This window comes from Nitrosomonas communis, from assembly GCF_001007935.1.
In the GTDB taxonomy this organism is placed as follows: domain Bacteria; phylum Pseudomonadota; class Gammaproteobacteria; order Burkholderiales; family Nitrosomonadaceae; genus Nitrosomonas; species Nitrosomonas communis.
This window is the reverse complement of the sequence record NZ_CP011451.1, coordinates 2175724-2201339: the sequence shown is the minus strand read 5'-3', so window position 1 is coordinate 2201339 and position 25616 is coordinate 2175724. Positions and strand designations below refer to the sequence as shown.

The window sequence follows — 25616 nt, the reverse complement described above, 5'->3', positions numbered from 1 at the left end:
AAGTATTTTCTTCTTCCATTTCCAAATCAAAAATGACACGAAGGCGAGCCGCAGACAGTATCAATCATACGGCAAGGTGAAGCTGACCAAATCGGTTTTGATTTAGAAATGGAATTCAAGGATGGTTATGGCAACTTTTTTCAAGTTCTAGAGATTCCCCTCAATACGAAAACAGAACCCATTTTGATCATTCAGTAATGTGCTTTGACTAAACAACCCGCTTTGCGTATATTATTTTTCTTGAATACCCCGCATTGCTTAATCACCTTCTCATCCTTGTCGCATGACTTTTATCAGTAGGTTGTTATGAAAGTACTTCTCTACAACGAGCTTAACCCCAATACTATTCCTGGTTTCTCCAAGCTACAAAAATACCTGGAAGAGGATAACTTCAAATCAGCCGAAGTTAAAAAAATTGAGGAGAATTTGTACCGAGCCAAGCTTAATCAGCGTGATCGGCTGCTATTTTCGATTTATCGTTATCAGGAAGAAAATTATGCGCTGATTCTGGAATTTATTAAAAACCACGCTTATCAGGATTCGCGTTTTCTGCGTCAGGTTAGCAATATTGATGAAGATAAAATTCCAGTCATATCCAAACTCGAAGAGCCTGCTGGAAAGCAACTGGTTTATCTTAATCCTAACCATAACTCATTTAATCTGTTGGACAAAATCATCTCATTTGATGATTACCAACAATCGGTTTATGACTTACATCCACCGCTCATTGTGATAGGTTCAGCTGGCAGCGGCAAGACGGCCCTGACGCTGGAAAAAATGAAACAGGCCATAGGCGATGTCCTGTATGTCACTCAATCAGCTTATCTGGTTAAAAATTCCCGCGATTTATATTATGCGCACCATTACGATAACCCCGATCAGGAGATTGATTTTTTATCGTTCCAGGAATTTCTGGAAAGTATTCGCGTACCGGAAGGCAAGCCTGTCACCTTTCAGGCTTTCCAGCAGTGGTTTGGCCGCTATCGCCAAGGTCCATTAAAAGATGCGCACAAATTATTCGAGGAGTTTCGCGGCGTTATCACTGGGCCTGCCACCGACAAAAGCTGGTTAAGCCGTGAAGATTATCTGAATCTGGGCGTCAAAGAATCGATTTTTCTGGCGGAAGAACGCGAATTAGCCTATGACGTGTTTGAAAAATACCTGGCCTTCCTTCAGAAAGAACATTTTTATGACAGCAATATCGTCAGCCATCAGTATCTTCAATACATTCAGCCACGTTATGATTTTGTCGTAGTGGATGAAGTGCAGGATTTGACCAATATTCAGCTCTATCTGATCATCAAATCGCTGCATGAAACGCAGAATTTTATCTTGTGTGGCGACTCCAACCAGATCGTCCACCCCAACTTCTTTTCCTGGTCGAAAGTAAAAAGCCTGTTTTACCGGCAAGATGATCTTCAGACATCTGATGAGCTGATCCGGATTCTGAATACCAATTACCGCAATTCACCGCAAGTCACTGATATTGCCAACAAGATTCTAAAAATCAAAAACCAGCGCTTTGGCTCCATCGACAAGGAAAGTCATTATCTAGTAGAAAGCAACGGTCACAACCAGGGCGAAGTATTGTTTTTGCAGGACACGGCTTCGGTTCGCAAGGAACTGGACAGCAAAACCAGAACTTCCACTCTTTTTGCCATCATCGTGATGACGGCCGACCAAAAACCAGCCGCACAACAATATTTCAGCACGCCGTTGGTTTTTACCATTCAGGAAGCCAAGGGACTGGAATATGAAAACATCATTCTCTATAACTTTCTGAGTCAGGAAGAAAGCCGCTATCGTGAAATCAGCAAAGGCGTCAGTCTGGCTGATCTCGATCAAGACATTAAATATGCCCGTGCCAAGGATAAAACTGACAAATCACTGGAAGTCTACAAATTTTATATCAATGCCCTGTACGTTGCGCTGACCAGGGCAGTTAAAAACCTATACTGGATTGAAAACAATCCCAAACAACCTTTATTGGATCTGTTAGGTTTGCGTAATGCTCAGGAAAGCCTGCAGCTTGCCAGCCAGAATTCCAGTCTGGATGCCTGGCGTCAGGAAGCCCATAAACTCGAACTTCAGGGCAAGCAGGAGCAAGCTGAGCGCATTCGCCAGGAAATTCTCAAACAAAAAACACCAGACTGGCAGGTCATCGCTGGATCTGTCCTGGCTGAGCTAAAACAAAAAGCCATTGACAATGCCGACAAAAACGCCAGAATGGCCCTGCTTGAGTATGGTTTAGTCTATGAAGATAGAAGCATTCTAGATAGCCTGCAGAAAGCCGGGTTCAAAGCCGCGCAACACCCTGAAAAAAGCTTGCAGCTACTGCAACAGAAGCACTATAGCGCCTATAGCTTTAAAAAACCCGATGCCGTCCTCAGGCAGGTAGATCAATATGGCCCGGATTTTCGCAATATGTTTAATCAAACGCCATTAATGGTCGCTGCCTGGATGGGCAATACCGAAGTAATCAAGGCGCTGATTGAGCTGGGCGCTGATACTGAAAAAGTAGATGGCAATGGTCTTACAGCTTTTCAAATCGCTCTGGCGCAAACGGTTCGCAACGAAAGCTACGCCAAAAAGAAACTAGCCGACATCTATGAGCAGCTCGAACCCACCAGCATGAGTATTCAGGTCGATGGGCGCCTGGTCAAGCTCGACCAGCACACCATGGAATTCTTCATGCTCAATCTGATGGTCGCAATGTCTTACCGCGTCATGTCGAAAAAAATATTTTACCGACCGGCAGGATTCTCTAGCCAGGATTTTATCAATGCAGTGCAGCACATTCCCTATAGTATTTTGCCGGAACGGCGCAAACAACGGACTTATCTGTCCAGTATTCTGTCAAAGAACGAAATCAACAAAGACGATAAATACAACCGCAAATTGTTTTATCGTGTCATGCGCGGCATTTATGTTTTCAATCCTTGTCTGGCACTGAAAGTGGAAGGAGAATGGATCAATATTTATGATTTATTGACCATTGATAAACCGGTACTGCAATAACTGAAATTTATCGGACCTTACTTTCTAGCCCGGCTGAGATACGAACAAAAAAACGAATTACACTATCAGTGTGCAGATCGGGTCAATACGGGTGGGATAATTATTGGCTGAATCTTTGAATCAGTAGCTTTAATCTACTTCAAACGATGGGTCCTGTCCGACTATTCGATTGCAGCTAATGATTTGTAGACGTAGGGTGCCAATAAGCGAAGCGCATTGCACTTGCATTTTTAATTCGGCACAATAACGATTGCGCCCTACGTTCGCTCAAACTGGAAGATGAATAATTCAATATTTATGATGTATTAGCTATAGGAAAACCCGTGCTGTAATATCGAAATCAGCAAAATAGGAAGTATCGCGCTTCTCAGAATGCGACGTCGATGCAATGCGCTGCTATACTCAATTGAGTAAAGGCTTTTTAACAAAGGCTGTTGATTTCATGGGGATACCTTGGGGTCACACTCTTCTATTCCATGAATTTCCCAGCTTTCTCGTGGAAAATCCACAAATTCATGCTCACACACTCTCCACACATGGTACAAGTTTTTTACTCCTGCCCCATCTCTCCTAAATATATATTGCTGTTCCCCTAAATCAAAGGGCTTCTCCAGATTTACTGATTTTTCCATCACCCTATACAGGGCGTTACGTGCATCAGCAACATCACGGAAATTAACCAACCGGCGTATATAGTATGCAGGCCCACTTCTCTCGCTTACTAGTTCATCGAATTCCTCATCCGCGTTTTGAACCAATTGTTTTAATAACTGATGAGCAAGTTTACCCCAGTAGCCATAGCCTTCTTTATTATAGTCTTCAGCTTTCATGGTATGGGTAAAAAATACCTTTTTCATATTGACTGCTTCTTGATTGAGAAAAGCCTTATCGACATTCCAGTCACTTAATAAAATTGATGGCATGGTTTGGTTCTTCCATATTTCACTGATCTGATGGATCAAAATAAGGCTGTTTGACCAATTCCCAGCATAGAAAATCCAGTCGATTCCTAGCGTTTTCACAGTATCAAAGGATAGAATTTCTTTATCCATGCTCCAGAGGATTACCTTACTGGATTCATTCTTTATATGAATTTGTTTAATGAATTCACTTGCCAGATAACTGGAATAAACATTGTTAGATGCATCCTCCACTACCCAGATTTTTTTACCTTTATTGCTAATTATAAAATCTGCGGCCGTTTCTGCTTGCTTGTCATCAGTAGGGGAGAGACGAAATACTGGATAAAAGGTATCGATGGGAATTCTTGGTGGAAGCACATTCGGGTTGCTTTCAAAAGCCAGAATAACGGGAATAGGCGGATCAGCTTGTAAATAGTTGGGTAGTGCGATTTGAGTGGGAGTGCTGTAGAGATGTCCAATTACCATCAAAGTGTCGTGCTCCTTGGCAAGCTTTTCGGAAATACGCTTTGCATCCGTTTCCTTGCCATCGAATTTCCGTAGCTTAATCTTGACACCATCGATCTCTAAGTCATCTTTATATTCCTGGTTAAATTTTTTCCATATTTTATTAACATCATCATTATCGAAATTGCCAACAAAATAAATTGTGTAAGACTCAGGCCGCACGTAATTATCAATTAACGGACGAACAATTGCTATACCCACGATGATAGATAACAAAGGGGTAAGGATCCATTTCCAGAAAATGGTCCAAACGCGTTTAAATAGTCCTTTGATCGCATCTAGCATAGGTGTGAAGTGTTCTTTTTTTGACCAGCACCAGAAAAGCTAACGCACATAAATTTATGAATTGATGGACAGACTGATCCAATGATTAACGGTAATTTTCTGATTGACATTGGAAGCACAGCAAAAAGAGTTAGCTGATCCATTCATTTTCTCTAAATATGATAAGAAATCACAAAAGAAACGCAATCATACAAAGGCATACAATTTCTTTTCATAAAATAGAACCAAAGGGTAAGATTCGATTATTCCTTCTTGTTTTGCTATCGGTTTCCCTTAATCTCGAGTATTGAGGATTCGCTGCCACCAACCAAAACAGAAGTTTTTAATCCGCTACAACCTTGCCATGCCCTCTCGTCAAGTAATCTTCCGATTGCATTTCCATCAAACGGGAAATCGTGCGTTCAAATTCAAAACTGATCCCTCCCCCTGCATAAAGCGATTGAGGAGGTACAGCGGCCGAGCATAAGAATTTGACGTTATGCTCATAAAGCGCATCGATAAAAGTGATGAAGCGCTTGGCCTGGTCGCTGTTTTCCGGGGTAAATTGCGGAATCGCAACCATGATAACGGTATGATAAGTTCTGGCAATGGCGAGATAGTCTGCCGGACCTACCGGGTTTGCGCATAGCCGTTTAAATGAAAAGACTGCTACACCGCGTGCTGCTTTGGGCACAAACAGCGCGCGCCCCTGCACATTCAGCGTTTCACTGGGCACCTTCGCGCGGTCTTCTATGCGCCGATCGGTCAGGCGGAAAAAGGTGGCAGATAATTGAGCTGTCGTTTCCTCATTGACCGGAAAATAATACGTTTGCGCACCCTTGAGACGGTTGTAGCGATAATCAACCGGCCCCTCAAGCGCAACCAGCTCAAGCCTTTCCTTGATTTGCTCGATAAAAGGCAGAAAGCGGTGGCGATTGAGGCCATGCTTGTAAAGCTCGTCGGGCGGCCTGTTAGAAGTGGCTACCACAATTACACCTTGCTCAAACAGCGCATTGAACAGCCTGGTCAGCACCATGGCATCTGCAATATCGGTCACTTGCAGCTCATCAAAACAGAGCAGGGTCGCTTCACCGGCTATTTGCCGTGCAATAACCAGAAGGGGGTCAGCATCACTGGCACGTCCTCCGCCATGCTGCACCCGTTTCTGTGCAGAAAGATCATGCGCCTGCTTAAGCCGGGCGTGGATATCCAGCATAAATTCATGGAAATGCACCCGTCGTTTGAATGTCATTGGAGCGACAGAATAAAACAGATCCATCAGCATCGATTTACCGCGCCCTACTCCCCCATAAAGATAAATCCCTTTGGGAGCGGGCTTACTGCCTGACCAACCAAACAAACCAGTCGGCCACCAATTCTTGAACGAGAACTTATTGTTCTGGTTTCCTATCGCCGGGTAATTAACCAACTCACGGTGCAATCGTTCCAATGAAGCGACTGCTCTGGCCTGATCAGCATCAGGCTTGAGCTCCCCAGTCTGCATCAATGTTTGATATTCAGCTTCAGGTCCATTTTCTTCTATTGGGTATTTCATGAGGTGCGACCTTTTAGCAAAAAGGATCAGCAATTTTAACATGAGAGGAAATAACGAAAGAGTTCAGTGTCTTGGGATGGGAAATACAGTCATAAATCTCCCAATGGCACAAAAATTCCATCTCGCATAGCTTCCCCACTAGAATCAGCTCGATCTCGGCCAGCCACCGTCTTTTCTCAGTCAAAAATCATGTTATTCATGATATCGGTATAAATCCAAGAAGTAGTCTCAAGCAATGGTGAGTGCTTTTACAGATAAAATTTATTCTTGGTTTTGATTAGCACAAAGGGAAGACCGTGGTGTTGTCTTCACAGACTGTTCAGAAATGTTTTAATAGCCAGATTGACAGCTTCAGGCTCTTCTATGGTGGAAGAATGTCCTGACTTGGGAATCCTGACCAAACGTGATCCAGCAATCCGGGCTTGGATACGCTCGGCTTTGGCCGGTATCGTGGCGACATCTTCTTCACCGACGAGGATCAGGGTAGGCGTAGTAATTTTGCCAATCTCATCGTAAACACCCTGACGATTTATCACGCCTTTGACCGCACGCGTGATGCCGATGCGATGATTGGCGATCAAATGCTTTTTCCACTCCTCACGCTGTGCGGCACGGTTAGGGTCGGTAAGAAAAGACTGACCGAACAGGATCCGCATAACCGGCGCAGCGACCAATCTCAAGCCGAACCAGCGCGCAATAAAGTTGAGCCGGTTATAGCGCGGAATATTTTCTTTTGGCTCAGCATCAGCCGATGCTCCCAGCAGGATCAGCGACCGCAGAAGTTCTGGCCGTCGGACTGCCAACCGCATCCCCATAAATCCTCCCATCGAAAGCCCGGCAAAATGACAAGGTGCACAGCCCAACGCCTCAATTAAAGCAACCGTATCCTGATAGAGGGTCTCCATGTCATAGCCGCCTTGTGTGACTTCACTTTGCCCTTGGCCGCGAAAATCAAACGTGATGCAACGGTAGCGATCTTTAAGCGCATTGACCTGTGCCTCAAACATCTGGCCACCCCACAACAGGCCATGGGCAAACAGGATAGTCTCTGGTGCCGTTCCCTCTTCTGTGTAATGTAATTTCGCTCCGTTGACTTGAATTTTTGGCATGAGAGGTAGGGAAAATAGCGTTTTTTGCAAAAGTGCAATATACGTAAAGCCGTATATTTGGTCAAACTTGCTGCTGAGTAGTTAAGGAGTTATTTATTTTGAGTTTAATTATTTGGCATACTTGCACCTATCTATAATGGGCAGGGAATGTCACTTCGTGTGCAGAACCATCAGCAATGCATTGAAAACATATCAATTTATTCAAATTGTCAAATGAAATCGTTATAATCATATAATCTCGTCTGCGTATAAAACAATTTGTTTTATCCTTGTGTGTAAGCTGATTATCTCTATCTTATAGCCATACTTCATTGAATACTGGTTGCAATGCATTCATCACATCTTGTGAAATGATATTGCCTTCACCGCTTGGCACCTTATATGAAGACATGGCTGAAACTAACTGATCAACATGTTCCTTCAATAAGGAGGAAGAGTCAGCAGTGATCTGATCCAATTGGTAAGTGTTACCGCTATACCAGTTAGTTATTGTTAATTGATCATCTGTGCCTGCTATATTTATCTGCAAGTTGCTCCCATTGCGACTGAACCAAAGATTTTCAAAAGACACCTCAGTAATTCTTAGAACATCAAAACTTTTTACATCGGTATCATAATTATTGATAATATCTTTTGCGTCGGAAATTTTGAACAAATAAGTGTCGTTACCTGCATCGCCTGTCAAGGAATCGTTGCCTCCTGAACCGCCTCGCAACGTATCATCTCCAGCACCACCATATAGCATGTCGCTGCCGTCACTTCCTTCCAACACGTCGTTGCCATCACTTCCGGAGAGGATATCATTACCCGCACCACCCAGTAAGGTATCGTTGCCTGCCGCGCCATTCAGGCTATCATTGCCTTCCAAGCCATCAATCGTATCATTGCTAGCAAAGCCGGTGAGGTTGTCAGCCCCGCTCGTGCCCTGCAGCGTTTTCTGCTTAACGGTGGCGACATCCCAGCTGGTACCATCGCTGAACTCAATCGCATCCAGGACATAAGGGCCGGCTCCATCCTGGTAAAAATAACTGCTGACGGTGATTTTTTCACCAGTACCAGCCAGGGTCAGGTAGAGATTGCTGCTATCACGGCTTACTAATACATCGCCAGGATTGATCCCTTCGAGGAAACGAAGCACATCATGGCGACCCACGCTGGTATCGTAATTATTAATGCTGGTGTTGCCTTCGCCAGCGGCAAATAAATAGGTGTCGTTGCCAGCATCGCCTGTCAGGGAATCGTTGGTACCGGCGCCCCCGCTCAGCGTGTCATCTCCAGCACCACCATACAGCATGTCAGTGCCGTCGCCTCCGTCCAGCACGTCGTTGCCATTGCCGCCAGACAGAGTGTCATTGCCAGCCAGACCATTCATTGAGTCATTGCTGGCAAAGCCGGTGAGGTTGTCAGCCCCACTTGTCCCTTGCAGCGTTTTCTGCTTAACGGTGGCAACATCCCAGCTGGTGCCATCACTGAACTCAATCGCATCCAGGACATAAGGGCCGGCTCCATCCTGGTAAAAATAACTGCTGACGGTGATTTTTTCACCAGTACCAGCCAGGGTCAGGTAGAGATTGCTGCTATCACGGCTTACTAATACATCGCCAGGATTGATCCCTTGCAAAAAGCGCAACACATCATGGCGGCCTACACCAGTGTCATAGTTATTGATGCTGGTGTTGCCCTCTCCGGCGGCAAATAAATAGGTGTCATTGCCGGCATCGCCTGTCAGAGAGTCGTTGGCACCTGCGCCCCCGCTCAGCGTATCATCTCCGCTGCCGCCATACAGCATGTCAGTACCGTCACCTCCTTCCAGCACATCGTTGCCATTGCCGCCAGACAGAGTGTCATTGCCAGCCAGACCATTCATTGTGTCATTGCTGGCAAAGCCGGTGAGGTTGTCAGCCCCGCTCGTCCCTTGCAACGTTTTCTGCTTAACGGTGACAACATCCCAGCTGGTGCCATCACTGAACTCAATCGCATCCAGGACATAAGGGCCGGCTCCATCCTGGTAAAAGTAGCTGTTGATGGTGATTTTTTCGCCGGTGCTCTGCAAGGTCAGGTAGAGATTGCTGCTATTACGTGTTACAGCTACCTCGCCAGGATTGATCCCTTGCATAAAGCGCAACACATCATGGCGACCCACGCTGGTGTCATAGTTATTGATGCTGGTGTGGCCTTCGCCGGCAGCAAATAAATAGGTGTCATTGCCGGCATCGCCTGTCAGAGAGTCGTTGGCACCGGCGCCCCCGCTCAGCGTGTCATCTCCACTGCCGCCATACAGCATGTCAGTACCATCGCCTCCTTCCAGCACGTCGTTGCCATTGCCGCCAGACAGAGTGTCATTGCCAGCCAGACCGTTCATTGTGTCATTGCTGGCAAAGCCGGTGAGGTTGTCAGCCCCGCTCGTGCCCTGCAGCGTTTTCTGCTTAACGGTAGCGACATCCCAGCTGGTACCATCACTGAACTCAATGGCATCCAGGACATAAGGGCTCACTCCATCCTGGTAAAAGTAGTTGCTGACAGTAATTTTTTCGCCAGTACTAGTCAGGGTCAGGTAGAGATTGCTGCTATTACGTGTTACAGCTACCTCGCCAGGATTGATCCCTTCGAGGAAACGAAGCACATCATGGCGGCTAATACTGGTATCGTAATTATTAATGCTGGTGTGGCCTTCGCCGGCGGCAAATAGATAGGTATCGTTGCCGGCATCACCTGTCAGGGAATCGTTGGTACCGGCGCCCCCGCTCAGCGTATCATCTCCGCTGCCGCCATACAGCATGTCAGTGCCATCACCTCCTTCCAGCACGTCGTTGCCATTGCCGCCAGACAGAGTGTCATTGCCAGCCAGACCATTCATTGTGTCATTGCTGGCAAAGCCGGTGAGGTTGTCAGCCCCGCTCGTCCCTTGCAACGTTTTCTGCTTAACGGTGACAACATCCCAGCTGGTGCCATCACTGAACTCAATCGCATCCAGGACATAAGGGCCGGCTCCATCCTGGTAAAAGTAGCTGTTGATGGTGATTTTTTCGCCGGTGCTCTGCAAGGTCAGGTAGAGATTGCTGCTATTACGTGTTACAGCTACCTCGCCAGGATTGATCCCTTGCATAAAGCGCAACACATCATGGCGACCCACGCTGGTGTCATAGTTATTGATGCTGGTGTGGCCTTCGCCGGCAGCAAATAAATAGGTGTCATTGCCGGCATCGCCTGTCAGAGAGTCGTTGGCACCGGCGCCCCCGCTCAGCGTGTCATCTCCGCTGCCGCCATACAGCATGTCAGTACCATCGCCTCCTTCCAGCACGTCGTTGCCATTGCCGCCAGACAGAGTGTCATTGCCAGCCAGACCGTTCATTGTGTCATTGCTGGCAAAGCCGGTGAGGTTGTCAGCCCCGCTCGTGCCCTGCAGCGTTTTCTGCTTAACGGTAGCGACATCCCAGCTGGTACCATCACTGAACTCAATGGCATCCAGGACATAAGGGCTCACTCCATCCTGGTAAAAGTAGTTGCTGACAGTAATTTTTTCGCCAGTACTAGTCAGGGTCAGGTAGAGATTGCTGCTATTACGTGTTACAGCTACCTCGCCAGGATTGATCCCTTCGAGGAAACGAAGCACATCATGGCGGCTAGTACTGGTATCGTAATTATTAATGCTGGTGTGGCCTTCGCCGGCGGCAAATAGATAGGTATCGTTGCCGGCATCACCTGTCAGGGAATCGTTGGTACCGGCGCCCCCGCTCAGCGTATCATCTCCAGCACCACCATACAGCATGTCAGTACCGTCACCTCCGTCCAGCACGTCGTTGCCCTCGCTTCCGGAGAGGGTATCATTACCCGCACCACCCAGTAAGGTATCGTTGCCTGCCGCGCCATTCAAGCTATCGTTGCCTTCCAGGCCGTCAATCGTATCATTGCTGGCAAAGCCAGTGAGGTTGTCAGCTCCGCTCGTGCCCTGCAGTACTTTCTGTTTGACGGTGGCGACATCCCAGCTGGTACCATTACTGAACTCAATCGCATCCAGGACATAAGGGCCGGCTCCATCCTGGTAAAAGTAGCTGCTGACGGTGATTTTTTCACCAGTACCAGCCAGGGTCAGGTAGAGATTGCTGCTATCACGGCTTACTAATACATCGCCAGGATTGATCCCTTCGAGGAAACGAAGCACATCATGGCGGCTAGTACTGGTATCGTAATTATTAATGCTGGTGTGGCCTTCGCCAGCGGCAAATAAATAGGTGTCATTGCCGGCATCGCCTGTCAGAGAATCGTTGGCACCTGCGCCCCCGCTCAGCGTGTCATCTCCGCTGCCGCCATACAGCACGTCAGTACCGTCGCCTCCTTCCAGTATGTCGTTGCCCTCGCTTCCGGAGAGGGTATCATTACCCGCACCACCCAGTAAGGTATCGTTGCCTGCCGCGCCATTCAAGCTATCGTTGCCTTCCAGGCCGTCAATCGTATCATTGCTGGCAAAGCCAGTGAGGTTGTCAGCCTCGCTCGTGCCCTGCATTACTTTCTGCTTAACAGTGGCAACATCCCAGCTGGTGCCATCACTGAACTCAATCGCATCCAGGACATAAGGACCCACTCCATCCTGGTAAAAGTAGTTGCTGACAGTAATTTTTTCGCTGGTACTAGTCAGGGTCAGGTAGAGATTGCTGCTATCGCGCGTCACAACCACCTCGCCAGGATTAATCCCCTCCATAAATTGCAGCACATCATAGCTTGTGCCTGTGTCATTGTTATCAATGGAAGTATTACCGTCGCCAGCAGCAAAGAGATAAGTATCGTTACCGTTATCACCTCTCAGGTGATCGTTTTCCCCCATACCACCACGCAAGATATCGTCACCATCACCCCCCATCAATAGATCGCGACCACTACCACCTTGAAGAATATCATTACCACTACTGCCAGCAAGAGTGTCATTCCCAGCACCACCATTTAGCATATCGTTACCGATATAGCCGTTTAATACTATATTGCTTGGTTCGCTAAAAATGATGTCATCTTTACTACCGGCAGAGGTATCCCGTTCGATAATACTAACATTCAAATCCTGCAGGATGACATCTGCTTGCTTACCGCCGACGCCTTCATCAATCCAGTTTCGCAACAAATCAAGGCCATTCCAGCCATTTTGGGATAATATATGTCCCGCATATTTGTTCAGTTCGATTAAGTCTGCCAATGCAGAAACAGGATCTACCACTTTTTGATTATTAAGCAACGAGTTCACTCTAGAAAAATCCACAGAAACTCCTGCCGTTTCAGTCACATTCAGGGTAATCTCATTCAAGTATGGTGAAAGGCGCGTCTGCAAGACAAGACTTCCATATACGGATTCCTTCAATGTCTCATAACCTTGCTGCATCAACTCCGTTTGCGTAGCCGATAAAGATACAAATACTCTTCTTATACTTGTACCATCACTAATCGGTGCCGGATTCACCATGTTCTGTGCTCCATTACCCAAAGTTACCCGGTCTGTACCTACCGTTACAAAAGGTGAAGCATTAAAACGCTCCAATACACTGAGAATTCCTACTGTTTCTTGCTGCTGTTGCAGAAGCGTTTGGTATTCTTCGCGCATTGATAGGCTAAGTGCATCTACAACACTGCTATTCGTTGAATCCCAATAACTAAGATGTTTATCATAATCTGGCCATGATTGGCCTGGGATCAAATAAAACAGGTAATAACCTTTGTCTACAGCCTGATCGACACTGGTTTTCATAGTGGAAGTTTCAGCCCAGGCAATTAACAAGTCATCCAGCAATGCTCTCTGTCCAGCATAGCTAGTCTGGCTAACGTAATTTTTGACTAGATTGGTTAAGTCTGAAGACAAGCTAGCTGCTTCTCGCAAATCACGCACCAGACCAGATCCTTTTGCGTTTGGTAGAATGAATGCTTCCTCTGTAAGTGGAATGCTATTAACAAACTCCCGGTAAAACGGATTATTGGCAAGATCCAGGTTACCTGTCTGTCCCTCACCATCTATAGTCAAATGCGCCGCTGAGGCCGTTTGCACATTGCCGTTACCAAAATTGACATTTTTGGCAGTGGCTTTTAAATTAATACTAACCACACCCAGTTGTGATAATAAAAACAACTCATTGGCTGTGGAAATACCATTCTGGTCCAGGTCTTGCCAAACCCGCACCTGCGAGAATTGCGCATCATTCTGGTTAAATAATCCATCTGCATTGGAATCGAGATCCGATAATGCATCAAAACCATTGATAGCTAGTTTTCCGTCAGATTTTACGGTATCGACTCCAAACAGCTCTGCCCCTGTATCAATGGTGCCATTGTCATTACGATCCAGTACCAGAAAACCATCATCTTTCCCCACCCATCCTGTACCGGTTTTAATACCATCACCATCATGATCAAAGACAATCGAGCCATTGATACCGATGGTTTCGATACCGTCATTGTCCAGATCAAGCACCAACGGATCTATCCGAGGCGGTACCCAGTTTTTGAATTGGAGAAAGAAATTATTAACGGTGTTTAATATACCCGCAAGATCACCTAGATCTTGCATAATAAAAGTACTGAGGCGATTGATTGCCCACGAAAAATCTTCTGCAAGATTCTGGAAAAAGAGCGCCATATCGATACTTGTCACATCCCTATACAAATCCTCGAAAAGCTTCTCCCCAGCCAGCCCGCCAAAGTAGCCACCAGCCAATCCAGCTACTCCCGTTATTACCATGCCGGCTCCGACACCAACATTGATACCAGGCGCCAGCAGAAGACCTGCTACAAGCGCAGCAGAGGCCGTTCCAGCAGCAAAACCACCTACTAAACTACCAGCATGTGCAGCTAAAATAGCACCTGCCTCATTAGGATTTCCACTATTATAGGCATGCTGCGCCTGTGCGATAGCCAAAGCTGTGCCTAGAACATCTCCAACCAAACCTGCCTTGTTGAGTAAATCACCATATTTGACATACAGAGTCATATCGCTATTTGTCAAATGCATATCCTCTAATAATGCCAATCTGGTAACATCAACACCTGCAGGAATTTCCTTGGCTGGCAATCCAAGTGCTCTTCCCAAATAAGTATTCGTATCAATATATAGCTTACCTGAACTATCACGCCCCACATTCATACCTGCCAGATCTGCATTGGATGTAGCGCGAATTAGATCGACTAGCTCTGTCTTTGCAGCATTCTCACCATTCAATAATTTCTCCACCCGATACCTGTCTTGCCAATCCTGGAGATTAATACCATTCACTTTCTGTCCGGGCTGGATAGTTTTACTCAACAAAGCCGGGATTTCCGTTGCCACAGCAACACTACCGTCAGGTGCATGCGGCATAATCAAGCGGAAATCTCCTGTATGGCTGTTCACAAGCCGTGCTGAAGCCTCATCCCAAAAACTAGTGTTGTTGATGCGAGCACCATTCGCATCGATTCCAAGGTATAAAGTATCAAAATTTAACCCTTCGCGATTGGCGGCATCTTCTAATGCTTGCCTAAAATCCACATTTTTTAAGAATATTCCTACCTGTGTATCTGTAATTGTCCTTACAGAAATAGCATTTGAAAGAGATTCTGCAAAATCTGAGGCTTTAAATTCTCTGTAACCAATAACTGGATCTATAATTTCTCCTACACCCCCGCTATACAACAATATAGTTGAATTTCCTGTACTGACATCTACGGTATTTGCCAGTGCTCGGAGTTCGTTAACAGACATTGGATTATTAGCATTATTTCTGGCAATAATTTCATTAATTGCGGATTGCTCATCCATCTTCCGAAGCTCCTATAGATTAGGGGAAAAAATAACTGTCAAGCTTTCGACATATTTTCTGGAAAATGTGGAACCATAAGCATCCAGAGCTTCTTCAATCAATGCATGCAATTGAGATCTGTCTAGCTTCAGAAGGGGCGAGGAAAATATTTGTACAATACGCCACTCGACCACGTATTTCTTGGTTTCTAACTGCTTCATTCTCCGAAAGGCATTAAAATAAATATTCTCTCCGGCAATATTAAGATTAAATTCTATCGGCTCCTGTGGCCTGCCACCTCTCACTTCTTGCAGAACGAGATTTTTCTCCCGATCTATGGTCTGCCATGTGCCATCTTCTTTTCTTTCATTCACAAATGCCATTTCACGATCTCCACTGCTATAAACCATCATCACAAATAAGTATTAGGATTAGGAGCAAAGCTTCATATCCTTTGCATTAACAATTTTTCTTGCTTCACTTTTAATCGGCTCTTCTATTGCTAGGTACTAAACAATTTGTACAGATGCGCTTGTATCTCAGTCATTTTATTCATAAAAAAATTCGGATTACAGCGTATAGACGGTAAGAAACCAATTCAAACCGACTATCCCACAAGCAGCAAAAAATAATGCAATCTTTTTTTATTTCAATTTGTCGAAATTATTAACGCCACAAAGATTATTTACTTTAGATAATATTTATGACTATGTGTTATTTAATTCAATTCAGTAAAAATTGAGTTAGATAGCAAAAATCTTAAAACGACTATCCTGCGGCATACCACAAGGTATCGCTTCCTTTCTTTCAGGACGATCGTTTTTATATTAATTTTTAATACTCCACGAGGCGTGAAATTTAGTCTCAAGAATTTAAATGAAATAGACGTAGCGCTGACTGTTTAGCCAGAACCGATATTTTGAATGATCAAAGGAACACCTTTTTTGCGTAAAATAGCAATAAGAATCCCGAGGCTAGAGGCATTTCTGTTTTTTTTCGAGTGAAGATTGACCAGGCAAAAAAATTGGTGGCATCCAGCCGGAAATTGCACAGAAATGTGAAGTTAGCTTAGGGTCTGTTGACGTTTTAAGATAAGTATTTCATAGATAGAAACAAACTCGTAATATTGGGGTCCCCATACCACCAACAAAACGAGTTTGCGATGCCCCGAATGATGCTCAATGATGAGTACTGGTCGAAGCTGGAGAAGATTCTGCTTCAAGAATCAATTTATAATAAGCGCAATCTGCGCATGATAGTAGAAGGCATACTGTATCGAATGCGGGTTGGCTGTCCGTGGCGCGACCTGCCTCAGGCGTTCGGCTGCTGGAATTACATCTATAAAAAATGCAATGCATGATCATTGAGCAGGAAATGGATCAATATTTTCAAAGCATTGGCTATTGATCCGGATTGGGAATGGAGATTTATAGCATGTCCCCTATAAATTGATTATAATTTACAGATGACCTATCCGATATTATTTCGCCGTAAAGTATTATCCGTTCGTGAGAAGGAGAACCTCTCAATCGCGCAAGTGGCCAAGCGTTTTGGTGTAGGGGTCGCCAGCGTGATGCGTTGGATCAAAACTCCCGATCCCAAGACCACCCGCAACAAACCTGCCACCAAGATCAACATGGAAATGTTGGCGCAGGACATCAAGAATTATCCGGACGCGTATCAGTACGAGCGCGCCAAACGGTTGGGTGTCAGCAAGCAAGGCATTAACCATGCTTTAAAGCGTCTGGGCGTGACTTATAAAAAAAAGCCTGTGTCACCCCAAAGCCAGCGAAAAAGAGCGGCGTATCTTCCAGCAAAAAATTGAAGACTATGAGCGAGCAGGCCGCGTTATCGTCTACCTTGATGAAAGCGGCTTTGCGCACGACATGCCACGCACGCATGGCTATGCGCCAGTGGGTGAGCGCGTCCATGGCGTAAAAGACTGGCATGCACGAGGTCGAACCAATGTGATTGGCGCTCTCATCGGAAAGACGCTGCTGACCATAAGTCTGTTCATCGCCAATATCACCGCTGACATTTTCTATGCGTGGATAACACAGGACCTTTTGCCTAAACTTCTGCCCGCTTGCGTGATTGTCATGGACAACGCAACCTTTCATAAACGGCAGGATATCCAAACCGCCATTGCCAATGCCGGGCATACACTTGAATACCTGCCGCCTTATTCCCCTGACTTAAATGACATTGAACCCAAATGGGCTCAGGCCAAAGCCATCAGAAAAAAGGAAGGTTGTTCCATCGAGCAGCTCTTTGCCGCTTATGAAATTTAAATCATTTTATATGGGATCTGCTATATGGATGGCAGCTATATTAAAGCGCAAAGCCATAGTGCGGGAGCAGCGAATCAAGAATCGCAGGCTGAAGGCCGAAAGCCGTGCAGGCAATACCACAAAGATCCATTTAGCGGTCGATGGTTATGGTTTGCCAGTTGAGTTTAAAATCACCGGTGGAGAAGTCAATGACTGCTCTGCCGCACCTGATTTGATTGCCAGGTTGCCTGACGCAAAAACAATAGTTGCGGACAAGGGCTATGACAGCGAATGGTTACGGGAACAGATAACGAAGAAGGGAGCTCAGGCTGTGATACCGAGAAAGCGCAACTCGTTGAAGGGTAATGCAGATATGGATTGGGGTTTATATAAATACCGGCATTTGGTGGAGAATGCTTTTGCCAGGCTAAAACAGTATCGGGCAATAGCAACGCGATACGACAAACTGAAGCGAAATTACGAGAGTATGGTAGCCATAGCGTGTGGATATCTGTGGCTACCTATGTGAAATGTCAGCAGACCCTAGCAAGATTCCAGCTACAGTCGTGCAATAGTATGCAGTAGTTTCATAGACAATGTTGTCATCTCCATAATACTTTGCTCCGCCTCTCTGCGTTCAGTGATGTCCATGGATATGCCAATCAAACATACCGGTTTCCCCCATTTGTTATACAAAGGTTTCTTAGAGGTGCGAACAAACCGATTTTGTCCAAGAGAATAATTGCAAATTATTCCTTCAAACTCAATTTGATGAAAATTTCTAAATACTTGTTTATCTCTCCCTAGAAATTGCTTCATTTGCTCTGGTGGAAAGAATTGGCAGCCGTCTGTTCCTTGTACATTTTTAAAATTTATACCCCACTGCAATTCACAAGCTTTGTTCATTGCCAATATTTTACTCTCGGCATCTTTTATAAAAATAGCTAAAGGCAATAAATCTATTAATTCTTGAAATTCTAGTACGTCATCAGGAAAAGGGTAATGTGTAATCATTTTTACAAATCCATTCATTACATAGTGATGTGGTTCCCATTGTTTTTTTAAAAATATCGTGCATCAATCAAAATCAGAAAAATAAACAATATAAAATTATAAGATCCAGCAGCCGAACGCCTGGAGTAGGTCGCACCAGGGCAGCCAACCCGCATTCGATACAGTTACAGGTATGCCTTTTACCGTCATGCGCAGATTGCGCTTATTATCAATTGATTCTTGAAGCAGAATCTTCTCCAGCTTCGACCAGTACTCATCATTGAGCACCATTCGGGGCATCGCAAACTCGTTTTGCTGGTGGTATGGTACCCCAATATTACGAGTTTGTTTCTATTTATGAAATACTTATCTTAAAACGTCAACTGATCCTAGCCTTCCTAGCGATGACGGCAGCTTATAGTGAACCGATCAGCATTCAAAAATCACGACTCTAACCAGATGCACTATCAGATGGACTTAAGATATTCAACCAGATCTGCCTTCTCTTCCTCCGTCAAACTCAGCCCGAAGTGCTTGTCATAATGATTGACCACCGCAAGCAGGTCTGCTGCGCTGCCATCATGAAAATAAGGCGGATGCTTTTGCAGCCCTCGCAATGGCGTGGTTCGGTATTTCTTTGTGGCTGATTTATTAGCGTAGGTTGGGTCTGCCCCCACTTCGGCTGGGTCATGCAGGAATGGTTCTTGCTGATTTGGACTACGTACCACGTCAGTGAAGTGCGGGGGCTGATGGCAGGTATCGCAGGTAGCTTTGTTGCGGAACAGATGCTTGCCTCGCTGAGCCGCAGCTCGGTCAAAGCTCCCTGCTTCAGCCTTTGGCGTCTTCAGAATCAATTGATACTCGTACAGGGCAGGAAGCTTCGGTGTAACCAGATCCGGAGTCTGCTCAATCGTGAGGCCGGTGCGTGGATCGGTGAAGGTTCCTTTACCTCCCATTTGCCCTATGCCTACATAGCTGTTCCAATAGGAGATAGGCCCATCTGCAGTGTACGTCTCAAAACCGACGCCCTTCAATCCGTAGATCGAGGGAATGACGACCGGCTGCGAGGGGCTATTGAGCGGAATGATGTTGGCACCATCAAAATAATGGCGGACCGGATCGTATTTACCCGGCCCCCAGGTATTGAATTCCGCTTTAGTCGCATCGTCCAGTACCGGCGACAGCGCGATGATCGCGCCGACATTCAAGTCAATGTTAGCCCACCCATCGAGCCGCTTGCCGATGCCCGGCGCGAGCGAGTCATCGACGGATGAATGGCACAGCGCACAGGTCACGCCAATGGTAGCGAGACGGCCCAGTTCATCGACGCTGCCTTTTACCCCGACGACTGCATTCAGGCGTAACAGCTCAACTGTCACCTCTGGCTTTTTGAGATCAACTTGACCAGCCTGAAGCGCAGCGACAAGCTCTTTCGGTAAGGCATCGACATCCACCTTGAGGCCGACCGCTAACGCAGTGGCAGGGTCGACTGTCGCAATAGCCTCGTGCAGCCGTAACACGTCGGTCCATAATTGCTCATTGCCAAAGGTATCAAAACGAAAAATCTCTTGTCCTTCGCTCTGCTTTTGTTCTGTACTGTCAGAGACGTTCGTTTTTTCTCTATCCGCCTTATCCGCCCAACTAGCCGGAGAAAATCCAAAGATAACGCAGGTCATGAATAGGGTAAATGTCATTGAAGCTGGGGTGATTTTCATTATTATTTTTCCTCTTCTGCAAGTTAACCAATAATCCTGTTTATGCCTTGGATGAAGTTCTCTTTCTCGAGCTTTGTAATGCGCCGAAACAGCGATACAGAAAAAAATCATCTATTTTTTTTATGGACACGACTTACAGTAAAAATAGGCTCATTTTTTTATCGGAGTAGAATTCATAATAAATAGGCATACTGTCACTTCAGCAATAAGCCATCAAAAATTATTTTTGCTAAAGACTAGGGATCCATTTCGCGCTCCTCTCGTTTTGCCAGGACGCATCCGGGATTCAAGCAAACGATTGCCGTAGTAAATACGGCTTAAGCTGCTGAATACTCGCTAATTTTCCTCTTCTACCGCATACCAATCATGTAATTTATGTTTTGGGTGGAGTCCCCTCACTTGCGCTTTGTGATAAGCTGAACCAGCAGAACGGGAAAAAGGATCTTCGTCTCTATATTTGGCTCTAGCGCTACCGCTTCTCGCGCTACTGCCTATCACTGCTTTATTTTTCCTGACATCCTGGTCAAATGGCTTAGCTGGTCTCATGTTGTCTCCTTCGTTTAAGCAAAAACAATTACAAATAATTAACAAGATGATCGTAGTAATACATCACTACACTAGAAGTAATATTTGATCGAAAAATAGAAGAGAATTAAATACGTGCAAACACGTAAGGGATAACCCTTATATTCCAGGTCATAAAGGCTATAATGGACGAATAAGCTTTTGATAAATCTGTAATTTCCAATAAAAATTATGACCAGCCCAATCTATTAAAAGTTATTCCAGATGTACTGAAATATTCTTTTTTTTCCATTTCAGCCAAAAAAGAAGAGAAACTGCTTTAAAAAATTACCAAGTGATTGGCTCCATCGTTGTGATCTTTCTTTGCTGGATTGAAAACATCTGATTCCATTTCCAAATCAAAACTGATTTTGCCGGCTGCACCTTGCCGTATGATTGATACTGTCGGCGGCTCGCCTTCGTGTCATGTTTTATTTGGAAATGAAATGAACCTTTAGATTTCATCTGATTAGGTGTTGAATAAATGAAAAATTCGAAGCGGATGAACCAAGACCAAATCAACAGGCAGCCAATTGCTATACAATAAGATAATGACGAATAGAGTGATATGTGAAGATTGAGTATTCCATGATCGGGCATGAAGAAATCAAGAAGCAGGTGAGTTTGGCACTAGCAGAAGATATTGGCGCAGGTGATCTGACGGCATTACTGGTCCCTACCGATAAAACTCTGGCTGCAAGCGTGATCAGTAGGGAGCAGGCAGTATTGTGCGGGGTTGCCTGGTTTGAAGAATGTTTCCGGCAGCTGTCTCCCACGATCAGAATTAGCTGGTTGGCGCAGGAAGGCGAGAGGGTTCAGGCAGATCAAAAACTATGTGAAATCACAGGAAATGCCAGAGCTCTGTTAACGGCAGAACGCACCGCATTGAATTTCCTGCAAATGCTTTCTGCGGTGGCCACCCAGACGCGGCGCTATGTCGATGCCATTTCAGGCACAGATGCAGTGATTGTCGATACACGCAAAACTTTGCCCGGATTAAGACTTGCCCAAAAATATGCAGTGAAATGCGGCGGTGGTATTAATCATCGTTTCGGATTGTACGATGGGATTCTCATCAAGGAAAATCACATTCTGGCTACCGGAGGAATTGAGCTGTCTTTACGCAAAGCCAAGGAAATTACACCCCGTAACGTACTTATCCAAATTGAGGTGGAAACGCTGGATGAGTTGCAACAAGCACTCCATGCAGGCGCTCCTATGATCCTGCTGGATAATTTTGATCCTGAAAGATTGCGCCATGCGGTTGCATTGAATCAACAACTCACAGGTAAACGCGCTATTCTGGAAGCCTCGGGCAATATCACGCTGATGAATGTGCGTACAGTAGCGGAAACAGGAGTAGACAGAATTTCTATCGGCAGTCTGACTAAAGATATCAAGGCATTGGATTTATCGATGCGTTTTCTACCGACTGCCTAGTTTATTCCAAATAATTATGCCAATCAATCCGGAATTTTTTAATTTATATCGGCACGGTTTTGTCCGTGTCGCTGTCGGTGTACCTGATGTGCGCGTGGCCGATCCAGTATTTAATGCTTCTGCCACCATTGCGCTTATGACACAGGCGGTTGAGCAACATGCCATCCTCGCTCTCTTTCCAGAGTTAGGGCTGACTGCTTACTCATGTGAAGACTTATTCCATCAGCAGACCTTGCTGGCAGGCGCGCTGGAGGCACTCAGCAGGGTGCTAGAAGCTTCAGAGCAACTAGAACTGATCACAGTAGTCGGCTTACCTGTGCAAGTGAATCATCTGCTTTTCAACTGTGCCGCGATTGTGTATCGCGGCCGCATTCTGGGTGTCGTTCCCAAGACTTTCCTTCCCAATTATCGGGAATTCTATGAACTGCGGCAATTTGCGCCTGCCACCGCCGCTGGCTGCGACATCATTACGCTATGTGGCCAAAGCGCTATCCCCTTTGGCGAGAAGCTGGTGTTTCTGGCCAAAAATCAACCTCATTTCCGTTTCTTTACCGAAATCTGCGAGGATCTGTGGGTGCCAGTCCCCCCTTCATCTCATGCCGCGTTGGCCGGTGCCACCCTGCTGCTCAATCTTTCGGCCTCGAATGTCACGATTGGCAAACAGGAATATCGCCATAGCCTGGTAGCCAATCAGTCAGCGCACTGCCTTGCAGCCTACCTTTATACCGCAGCCGGTACCGGCGAATCGACGACCGATCTCGCTTGGGACGGTCATGCCATGGTTTATGAAAATGGGGCTCTTCTGGCTGAATCCAGCCGGTTTCATGACGGCTCACAATTAATTTTTGCAGACGTGGATCTGGATCACCTGGTTCAGGAGCGCATGCGGCAAAACAGCTTTGGTCAGAGCGTGCAGTATTATCGAGAAGAAATTCGACAATTCCGGGAAATTCCCTTTGTGATCACCCTACCCACTACCGCCCGGCTACTTTGCCAGCGCCAGTATGATCGCTTTCCTTATGTTCCTGCCGATCCTGCTACACGCGATAGCCGTTGTTTTGAAGCTTACCATATCCAGGTGCAGGGTTTAGTCAAACGGCTGAAACACACAGGTATCCAGAAGATCGTGATTGGCGTCTCAGGAGGGCTGGATTCCACGCATGCGCTTATCGTGGCAGCGCGCGCGATGGATGTAATGCACTTTCCACGCACCAATATTCTGGCCTATACCATGCCCGGCTTTGCTACCAGCGAGCATACCTTGGCCAATGCCACAGCCCTCATGCAGGTGCTTGGCTGCACTGCGCATCAAATCGATATCCGGCCAAGTTGTGAGCAAATGCTGCGGGATCTCGACCATCCCTTCATTCATGGTGAACCGGTCTATGATGTCACCTTTGAGAATGTACAGGCGGGTGAACGTACCAATCACCTTTTTCGTCTGGCAAATTATCACCATGGCTTAGTGCTTGGCACGGGAGATCTGAGTGAATTGGCTTTGGGTTGGTGTACTTATGGCGTCGGTGACCACATGTCACACTATGCCATTAACGCGAGCGTCCCCAAAACGCTGATTCAATTTCTGATTCGCTGGATTGCTGAAACTGATCAACTTGGTCATAAAGTCAGCCTCGTCCTGCGTGCCATACTGGACACAGAAATCAGCCCTGAACTCGTTCCAGGAAAAACAGAGAGTAATCAGCCTGCTCAACGCACGGAAGCCATCATTGGTCCTTATGAACTACAGGATTTCAACTTATATTACACCACCCGCTTTGGTTACCTGCCGAGCAAAATTGCTTTTCTCGCCTATTGTAGCTGGCGTGACCGTACACAAGGCCGCTGGCCTGGTATACCCGAATACAGGCGCAACCAATATAACATTGGTGAAATCAAACAATGGTTACATGTTTTCGCCTACCGCTTTTTCCAGATCAGCCAATTCAAACGCAGTTGCATCCCTAATGCCCCCAAGGTGGGTTCAGGTGGGTCACTTTCACCGCGTGGAGATTATCGAGCACCCAGCGATAGTGAAGCAACCCTATGGCTGGATAACATTGCACAAATTCCCGACGCTGCGCCAGAAAACAATTTATTCAAGTAAGCAACCATTTGATTGCTGAGAGCTCACTACCGAAAGCGTTATGAAGAAAATCATCCTCAAGGCAGGGAAAGAAAAATCCCTGTTGCGCCGGCACCCATGGGTCTATTCGGGTGCAATCAGCCGGGTAGAAGGTCATCCGAGCGATGGCGACACTGTCTCAATATACACGAACCAGAAGATTTTCCTTGCCCATGCAGCCTTCCATTCGAAAGCACCGATTGCTGCTCGCGTTTGGTCGTGGCAGCAAGATGAGCGTATTGATGAAGCCTTCTTTTACCGGAAATTGACGCACGCATTAGAGTTTCGCAAAGAGCTGGGTTTGTCTCAGTTTAGTACAGGTTGCCGTCTGGTGCACGGTGAATCCGACGGCTTGCCTGGCTTAGTAATCGATCAATACGGTCGCATACTGGTTATGCAGATTGGCAGTGTCGGGGCAGAACGCTGGCGGGAAGTGATCCTGGATATATTAAAAGGTTTATGTAATCCCGACTGTATTTACGAACGCTCCGATACCGATGTACGCGAATTAGAAGGCTTGACCAAACATACTGGTGTGCTGTGGGGTGAATTGCCCCATGATCTGATTATTGAAGAAAATGGTCTGTATTTTGCTGTGGATGTCATGACTGGACAGAAAACAGGGTTCTATCTGGATCAGCGCGATAATCGCGCCAAAATCGGCATCTTGGCAAAAGATAAAGATATACTCAACTGTTTCTGCTACAGCGGTGGATTTTCTGTCTACGCCAAACGAGCAGGCGCCAAGTCAGTCCTGTCAGTAGATTCATCAGAAGAGGCATTGAAACTCGCACAGCGCAATTTTGCTCTGAACGGACTGGCAACGGATTTCCAGGAATGGCAATGTGCCGATGTATTTCAAATGCTGCGTAAATTGCGTGATCAGAATCGAAAGTTTGATCTGATCATTCTTGATCCCCCTAAATTTGCGCCGACGGCTTCGTTTGCGGCGAAAGCAGCGCGTGGATACAAGGATATCAATCTACTCGCTTTTAAATTACTCAGACCTGGCGGCATAGTAGCCACTTATTCCTGCTCCAGTGGAATCAGTAGTGATCTGTTTCAGAAAATCATCGCTGGCGCTGCTTTGGACGCAGGGATCAGCGCACATATTATTGCACAGCAGATGGCAGCGCCAGATCATCCCATCTTGCTTAGTTTTCCAGAAGGCGCCTACCTCAAGGGGCTTCTCTTGAAAGTATCCGATTAAAGCTGACCATGACTGCCATTACTGACACATGAGCGTGCCTGCAATTATTGTCAGGATTAGGTAACATATTAAGATATTTATTCCAGTCTTCTATGCCATCAAACCATTTAATCAAATTACCTTCCGGAAGCTTCTTGTTGCCTTGCAAGCTCACCCAATCTATTCATAAGCTGGAGTTTGA

General features: G+C 46.0%; 15 protein-coding genes and 2 pseudogenes. 8 read left to right on the top strand and 9 right to left on the bottom strand.

The features are described 5' to 3' along the window. Positions 1-306 precede the first annotated feature (306 nt). Positions 307-3018: a UvrD-helicase domain-containing protein gene (locus AAW31_RS09940; protein ID WP_082110404.1), complete on the top strand. Its 2712-nt coding sequence runs from the start codon at positions 307-309 to the stop codon at positions 3016-3018. A gap of 440 nt (positions 3019-3458) precedes the next feature. Here AAW31_RS09940 and AAW31_RS09935 read toward each other — a convergent pair whose 3' ends face one another. From AAW31_RS09935 to AAW31_RS09915, 5 genes are all read right to left on the bottom strand, one after another. Then, on the bottom strand, positions 3459-4730 hold the full coding sequence (locus AAW31_RS09935; protein ID WP_046850129.1) for a type 1 periplasmic-binding domain-containing protein: 1272 nt from the start codon (positions 4728-4730) through the stop codon (positions 3459-3461). A gap of 322 nt (positions 4731-5052) precedes the next feature. Continuing rightward, a complete protein-coding gene (gene zapE, locus AAW31_RS09930) occupies positions 5053-6264 on the bottom strand; it encodes a cell division protein ZapE (RefSeq protein ID WP_046850128.1) in 1212 nt (403 codons plus the stop codon). A gap of 308 nt (positions 6265-6572) precedes the next feature. Beyond that, positions 6573-7373: an alpha/beta fold hydrolase gene (locus tag AAW31_RS09925; protein ID WP_046850127.1), complete on the bottom strand. Its 801-nt coding sequence runs from the start codon at positions 7371-7373 to the stop codon at positions 6573-6575. Positions 7374-7668: 295 nt separating this feature from the next. After that, entirely contained in the window at positions 7669-15141 is a 7473-nt protein-coding gene (locus AAW31_RS22750; RefSeq protein WP_052752173.1) for a calcium-binding protein, read from the bottom strand. Between the two features lie 12 nt (positions 15142-15153). Beyond that, positions 15154-15504: a hypothetical protein gene (locus tag AAW31_RS09915; RefSeq protein WP_144412907.1), complete on the bottom strand. Its 351-nt coding sequence runs from the start codon at positions 15502-15504 to the stop codon at positions 15154-15156. A 779-nt stretch (positions 15505-16283) separates the two neighbouring features. On the opposite strand from AAW31_RS09915, the pseudogene AAW31_RS09910 reads away from it, so the two are divergent. The 4 genes and pseudogenes from AAW31_RS09910 to AAW31_RS09895 form a co-directional block, all read left to right on the top strand. Further along, a pseudogene (locus AAW31_RS09910) lies at positions 16284-16553 on the top strand (transposase); the annotation flags it as partial. 33 nt (positions 16554-16586) lie between these two features. Beyond that, positions 16587-16946 (top strand): IS630 transposase-related protein, encoded by a 360-nt coding sequence (locus tag AAW31_RS09905; RefSeq protein WP_046850125.1) that lies wholly within the window; start codon positions 16587-16589, stop codon positions 16944-16946. After that, complete coding sequence (locus AAW31_RS09900; protein ID WP_309567619.1) at positions 16879-17412, top strand: IS630 family transposase; 534 nt, start codon at positions 16879-16881, stop codon at positions 17410-17412. The genes AAW31_RS09905 and AAW31_RS09900 overlap by 68 nt, the downstream gene beginning before the upstream one ends. Before the next feature lie 21 nt (positions 17413-17433). After that, positions 17434-17920: pseudogene (locus AAW31_RS09895) on the top strand (IS5 family transposase); the annotation flags it as partial. Positions 17921-17949: 29 nt separating this feature from the next. Here the strand turns inward: AAW31_RS09895 and AAW31_RS09890 are convergent. From AAW31_RS09890 to AAW31_RS09875, 4 genes are all read right to left on the bottom strand, one after another. After that, on the bottom strand, positions 17950-18423 hold the full coding sequence (locus AAW31_RS09890) for a PAS domain-containing protein (protein ID WP_082110403.1): 474 nt from the start codon (positions 18421-18423) through the stop codon (positions 17950-17952). A gap of 78 nt (positions 18424-18501) precedes the next feature. Then, on the bottom strand, positions 18502-18675 hold the full coding sequence (locus AAW31_RS23595; RefSeq protein ID WP_158441467.1) for a hypothetical protein: 174 nt from the start codon (positions 18673-18675) through the stop codon (positions 18502-18504). A gap of 176 nt (positions 18676-18851) precedes the next feature. Continuing rightward, on the bottom strand, positions 18852-20099 hold the full coding sequence (locus AAW31_RS09880; RefSeq protein WP_052752170.1) for a hypothetical protein: 1248 nt from the start codon (positions 20097-20099) through the stop codon (positions 18852-18854). A gap of 336 nt (positions 20100-20435) precedes the next feature. Then, positions 20436-20645 carry a hypothetical protein gene (locus AAW31_RS09875; RefSeq protein WP_046850123.1) on the bottom strand — a complete coding sequence of 70 codons (210 nt, stop codon included), beginning with the start codon at positions 20643-20645 and terminating at the stop codon, positions 20436-20438. Positions 20646-21251: 606 nt separating this feature from the next. On the opposite strand from AAW31_RS09875, the gene nadC reads away from it, so the two are divergent. The 3 genes from nadC to AAW31_RS09860 are packed head-to-tail and all read left to right on the top strand — an operon-like array spanning position 21252 to position 25435. Continuing rightward, positions 21252-22103, top strand: coding sequence for a carboxylating nicotinate-nucleotide diphosphorylase (nadC, locus tag AAW31_RS09870; protein WP_046850122.1), 852 nt, complete (start codon positions 21252-21254; stop codon positions 22101-22103). Positions 22104-22119: 16 nt separating this feature from the next. Further along, positions 22120-24207, top strand: coding sequence for an NAD(+) synthase (locus tag AAW31_RS09865; RefSeq protein WP_187426903.1), 2088 nt, complete (start codon positions 22120-22122; stop codon positions 24205-24207). 40 nt (positions 24208-24247) lie between these two features. Next, on the top strand, positions 24248-25435 hold the full coding sequence (locus tag AAW31_RS09860; RefSeq protein ID WP_046850121.1) for a class I SAM-dependent rRNA methyltransferase: 1188 nt from the start codon (positions 24248-24250) through the stop codon (positions 25433-25435). The last annotated feature ends 181 nt before the right edge of the window (positions 25436-25616 follow it).

Excerpts from the sequence above, each read along its gene's own strand:
- AAW31_RS09915 (WP_144412907.1), bottom strand. The coding sequence starts at position 15,504 with ATGGCATTTGTGAATGAAAGAAAAGAAGATGGCACATGGCAGACCATA.
- AAW31_RS09865 (WP_187426903.1), top strand. The coding sequence starts at position 22,120 with ATGCCAATCAATCCGGAATTTTTTAATTTATATCGGCACGGTTTTGTC.
- zapE (WP_046850128.1), bottom strand. The coding sequence starts at position 6,264 with ATGAAATACCCAATAGAAGAAAATGGACCTGAAGCTGAATATCAAACA.
- nadC (WP_046850122.1), top strand. The coding sequence starts at position 21,252 with ATGATCGGGCATGAAGAAATCAAGAAGCAGGTGAGTTTGGCACTAGCA.
- AAW31_RS09905 (WP_046850125.1), top strand. The coding sequence starts at position 16,587 with ATGACCTATCCGATATTATTTCGCCGTAAAGTATTATCCGTTCGTGAG.
- AAW31_RS09875 (WP_046850123.1), bottom strand. The coding sequence starts at position 20,645 with ATGAGACCAGCTAAGCCATTTGACCAGGATGTCAGGAAAAATAAAGCA.
- AAW31_RS23595 (WP_158441467.1), bottom strand. The coding sequence starts at position 18,675 with ATGGTGCTCAATGATGAGTACTGGTCGAAGCTGGAGAAGATTCTGCTT.
- AAW31_RS09925 (WP_046850127.1), bottom strand. The coding sequence starts at position 7,373 with ATGCCAAAAATTCAAGTCAACGGAGCGAAATTACATTACACAGAAGAG.
- AAW31_RS09890 (WP_082110403.1), bottom strand. The coding sequence starts at position 18,423 with ATGAATGGATTTGTAAAAATGATTACACATTACCCTTTTCCTGATGAC.
- AAW31_RS09880 (WP_052752170.1), bottom strand. The coding sequence starts at position 20,099 with ATGAAAATCACCCCAGCTTCAATGACATTTACCCTATTCATGACCTGC.
- AAW31_RS09935 (WP_046850129.1), bottom strand. The coding sequence starts at position 4,730 with ATGCTAGATGCGATCAAAGGACTATTTAAACGCGTTTGGACCATTTTC.
- AAW31_RS09860 (WP_046850121.1), top strand. The coding sequence starts at position 24,248 with ATGAAGAAAATCATCCTCAAGGCAGGGAAAGAAAAATCCCTGTTGCGC.
- AAW31_RS09940 (WP_082110404.1), top strand. The coding sequence starts at position 307 with ATGAAAGTACTTCTCTACAACGAGCTTAACCCCAATACTATTCCTGGT.
- AAW31_RS22750 (WP_052752173.1), bottom strand. The coding sequence starts at position 15,141 with ATGGATGAGCAATCCGCAATTAATGAAATTATTGCCAGAAATAATGCT.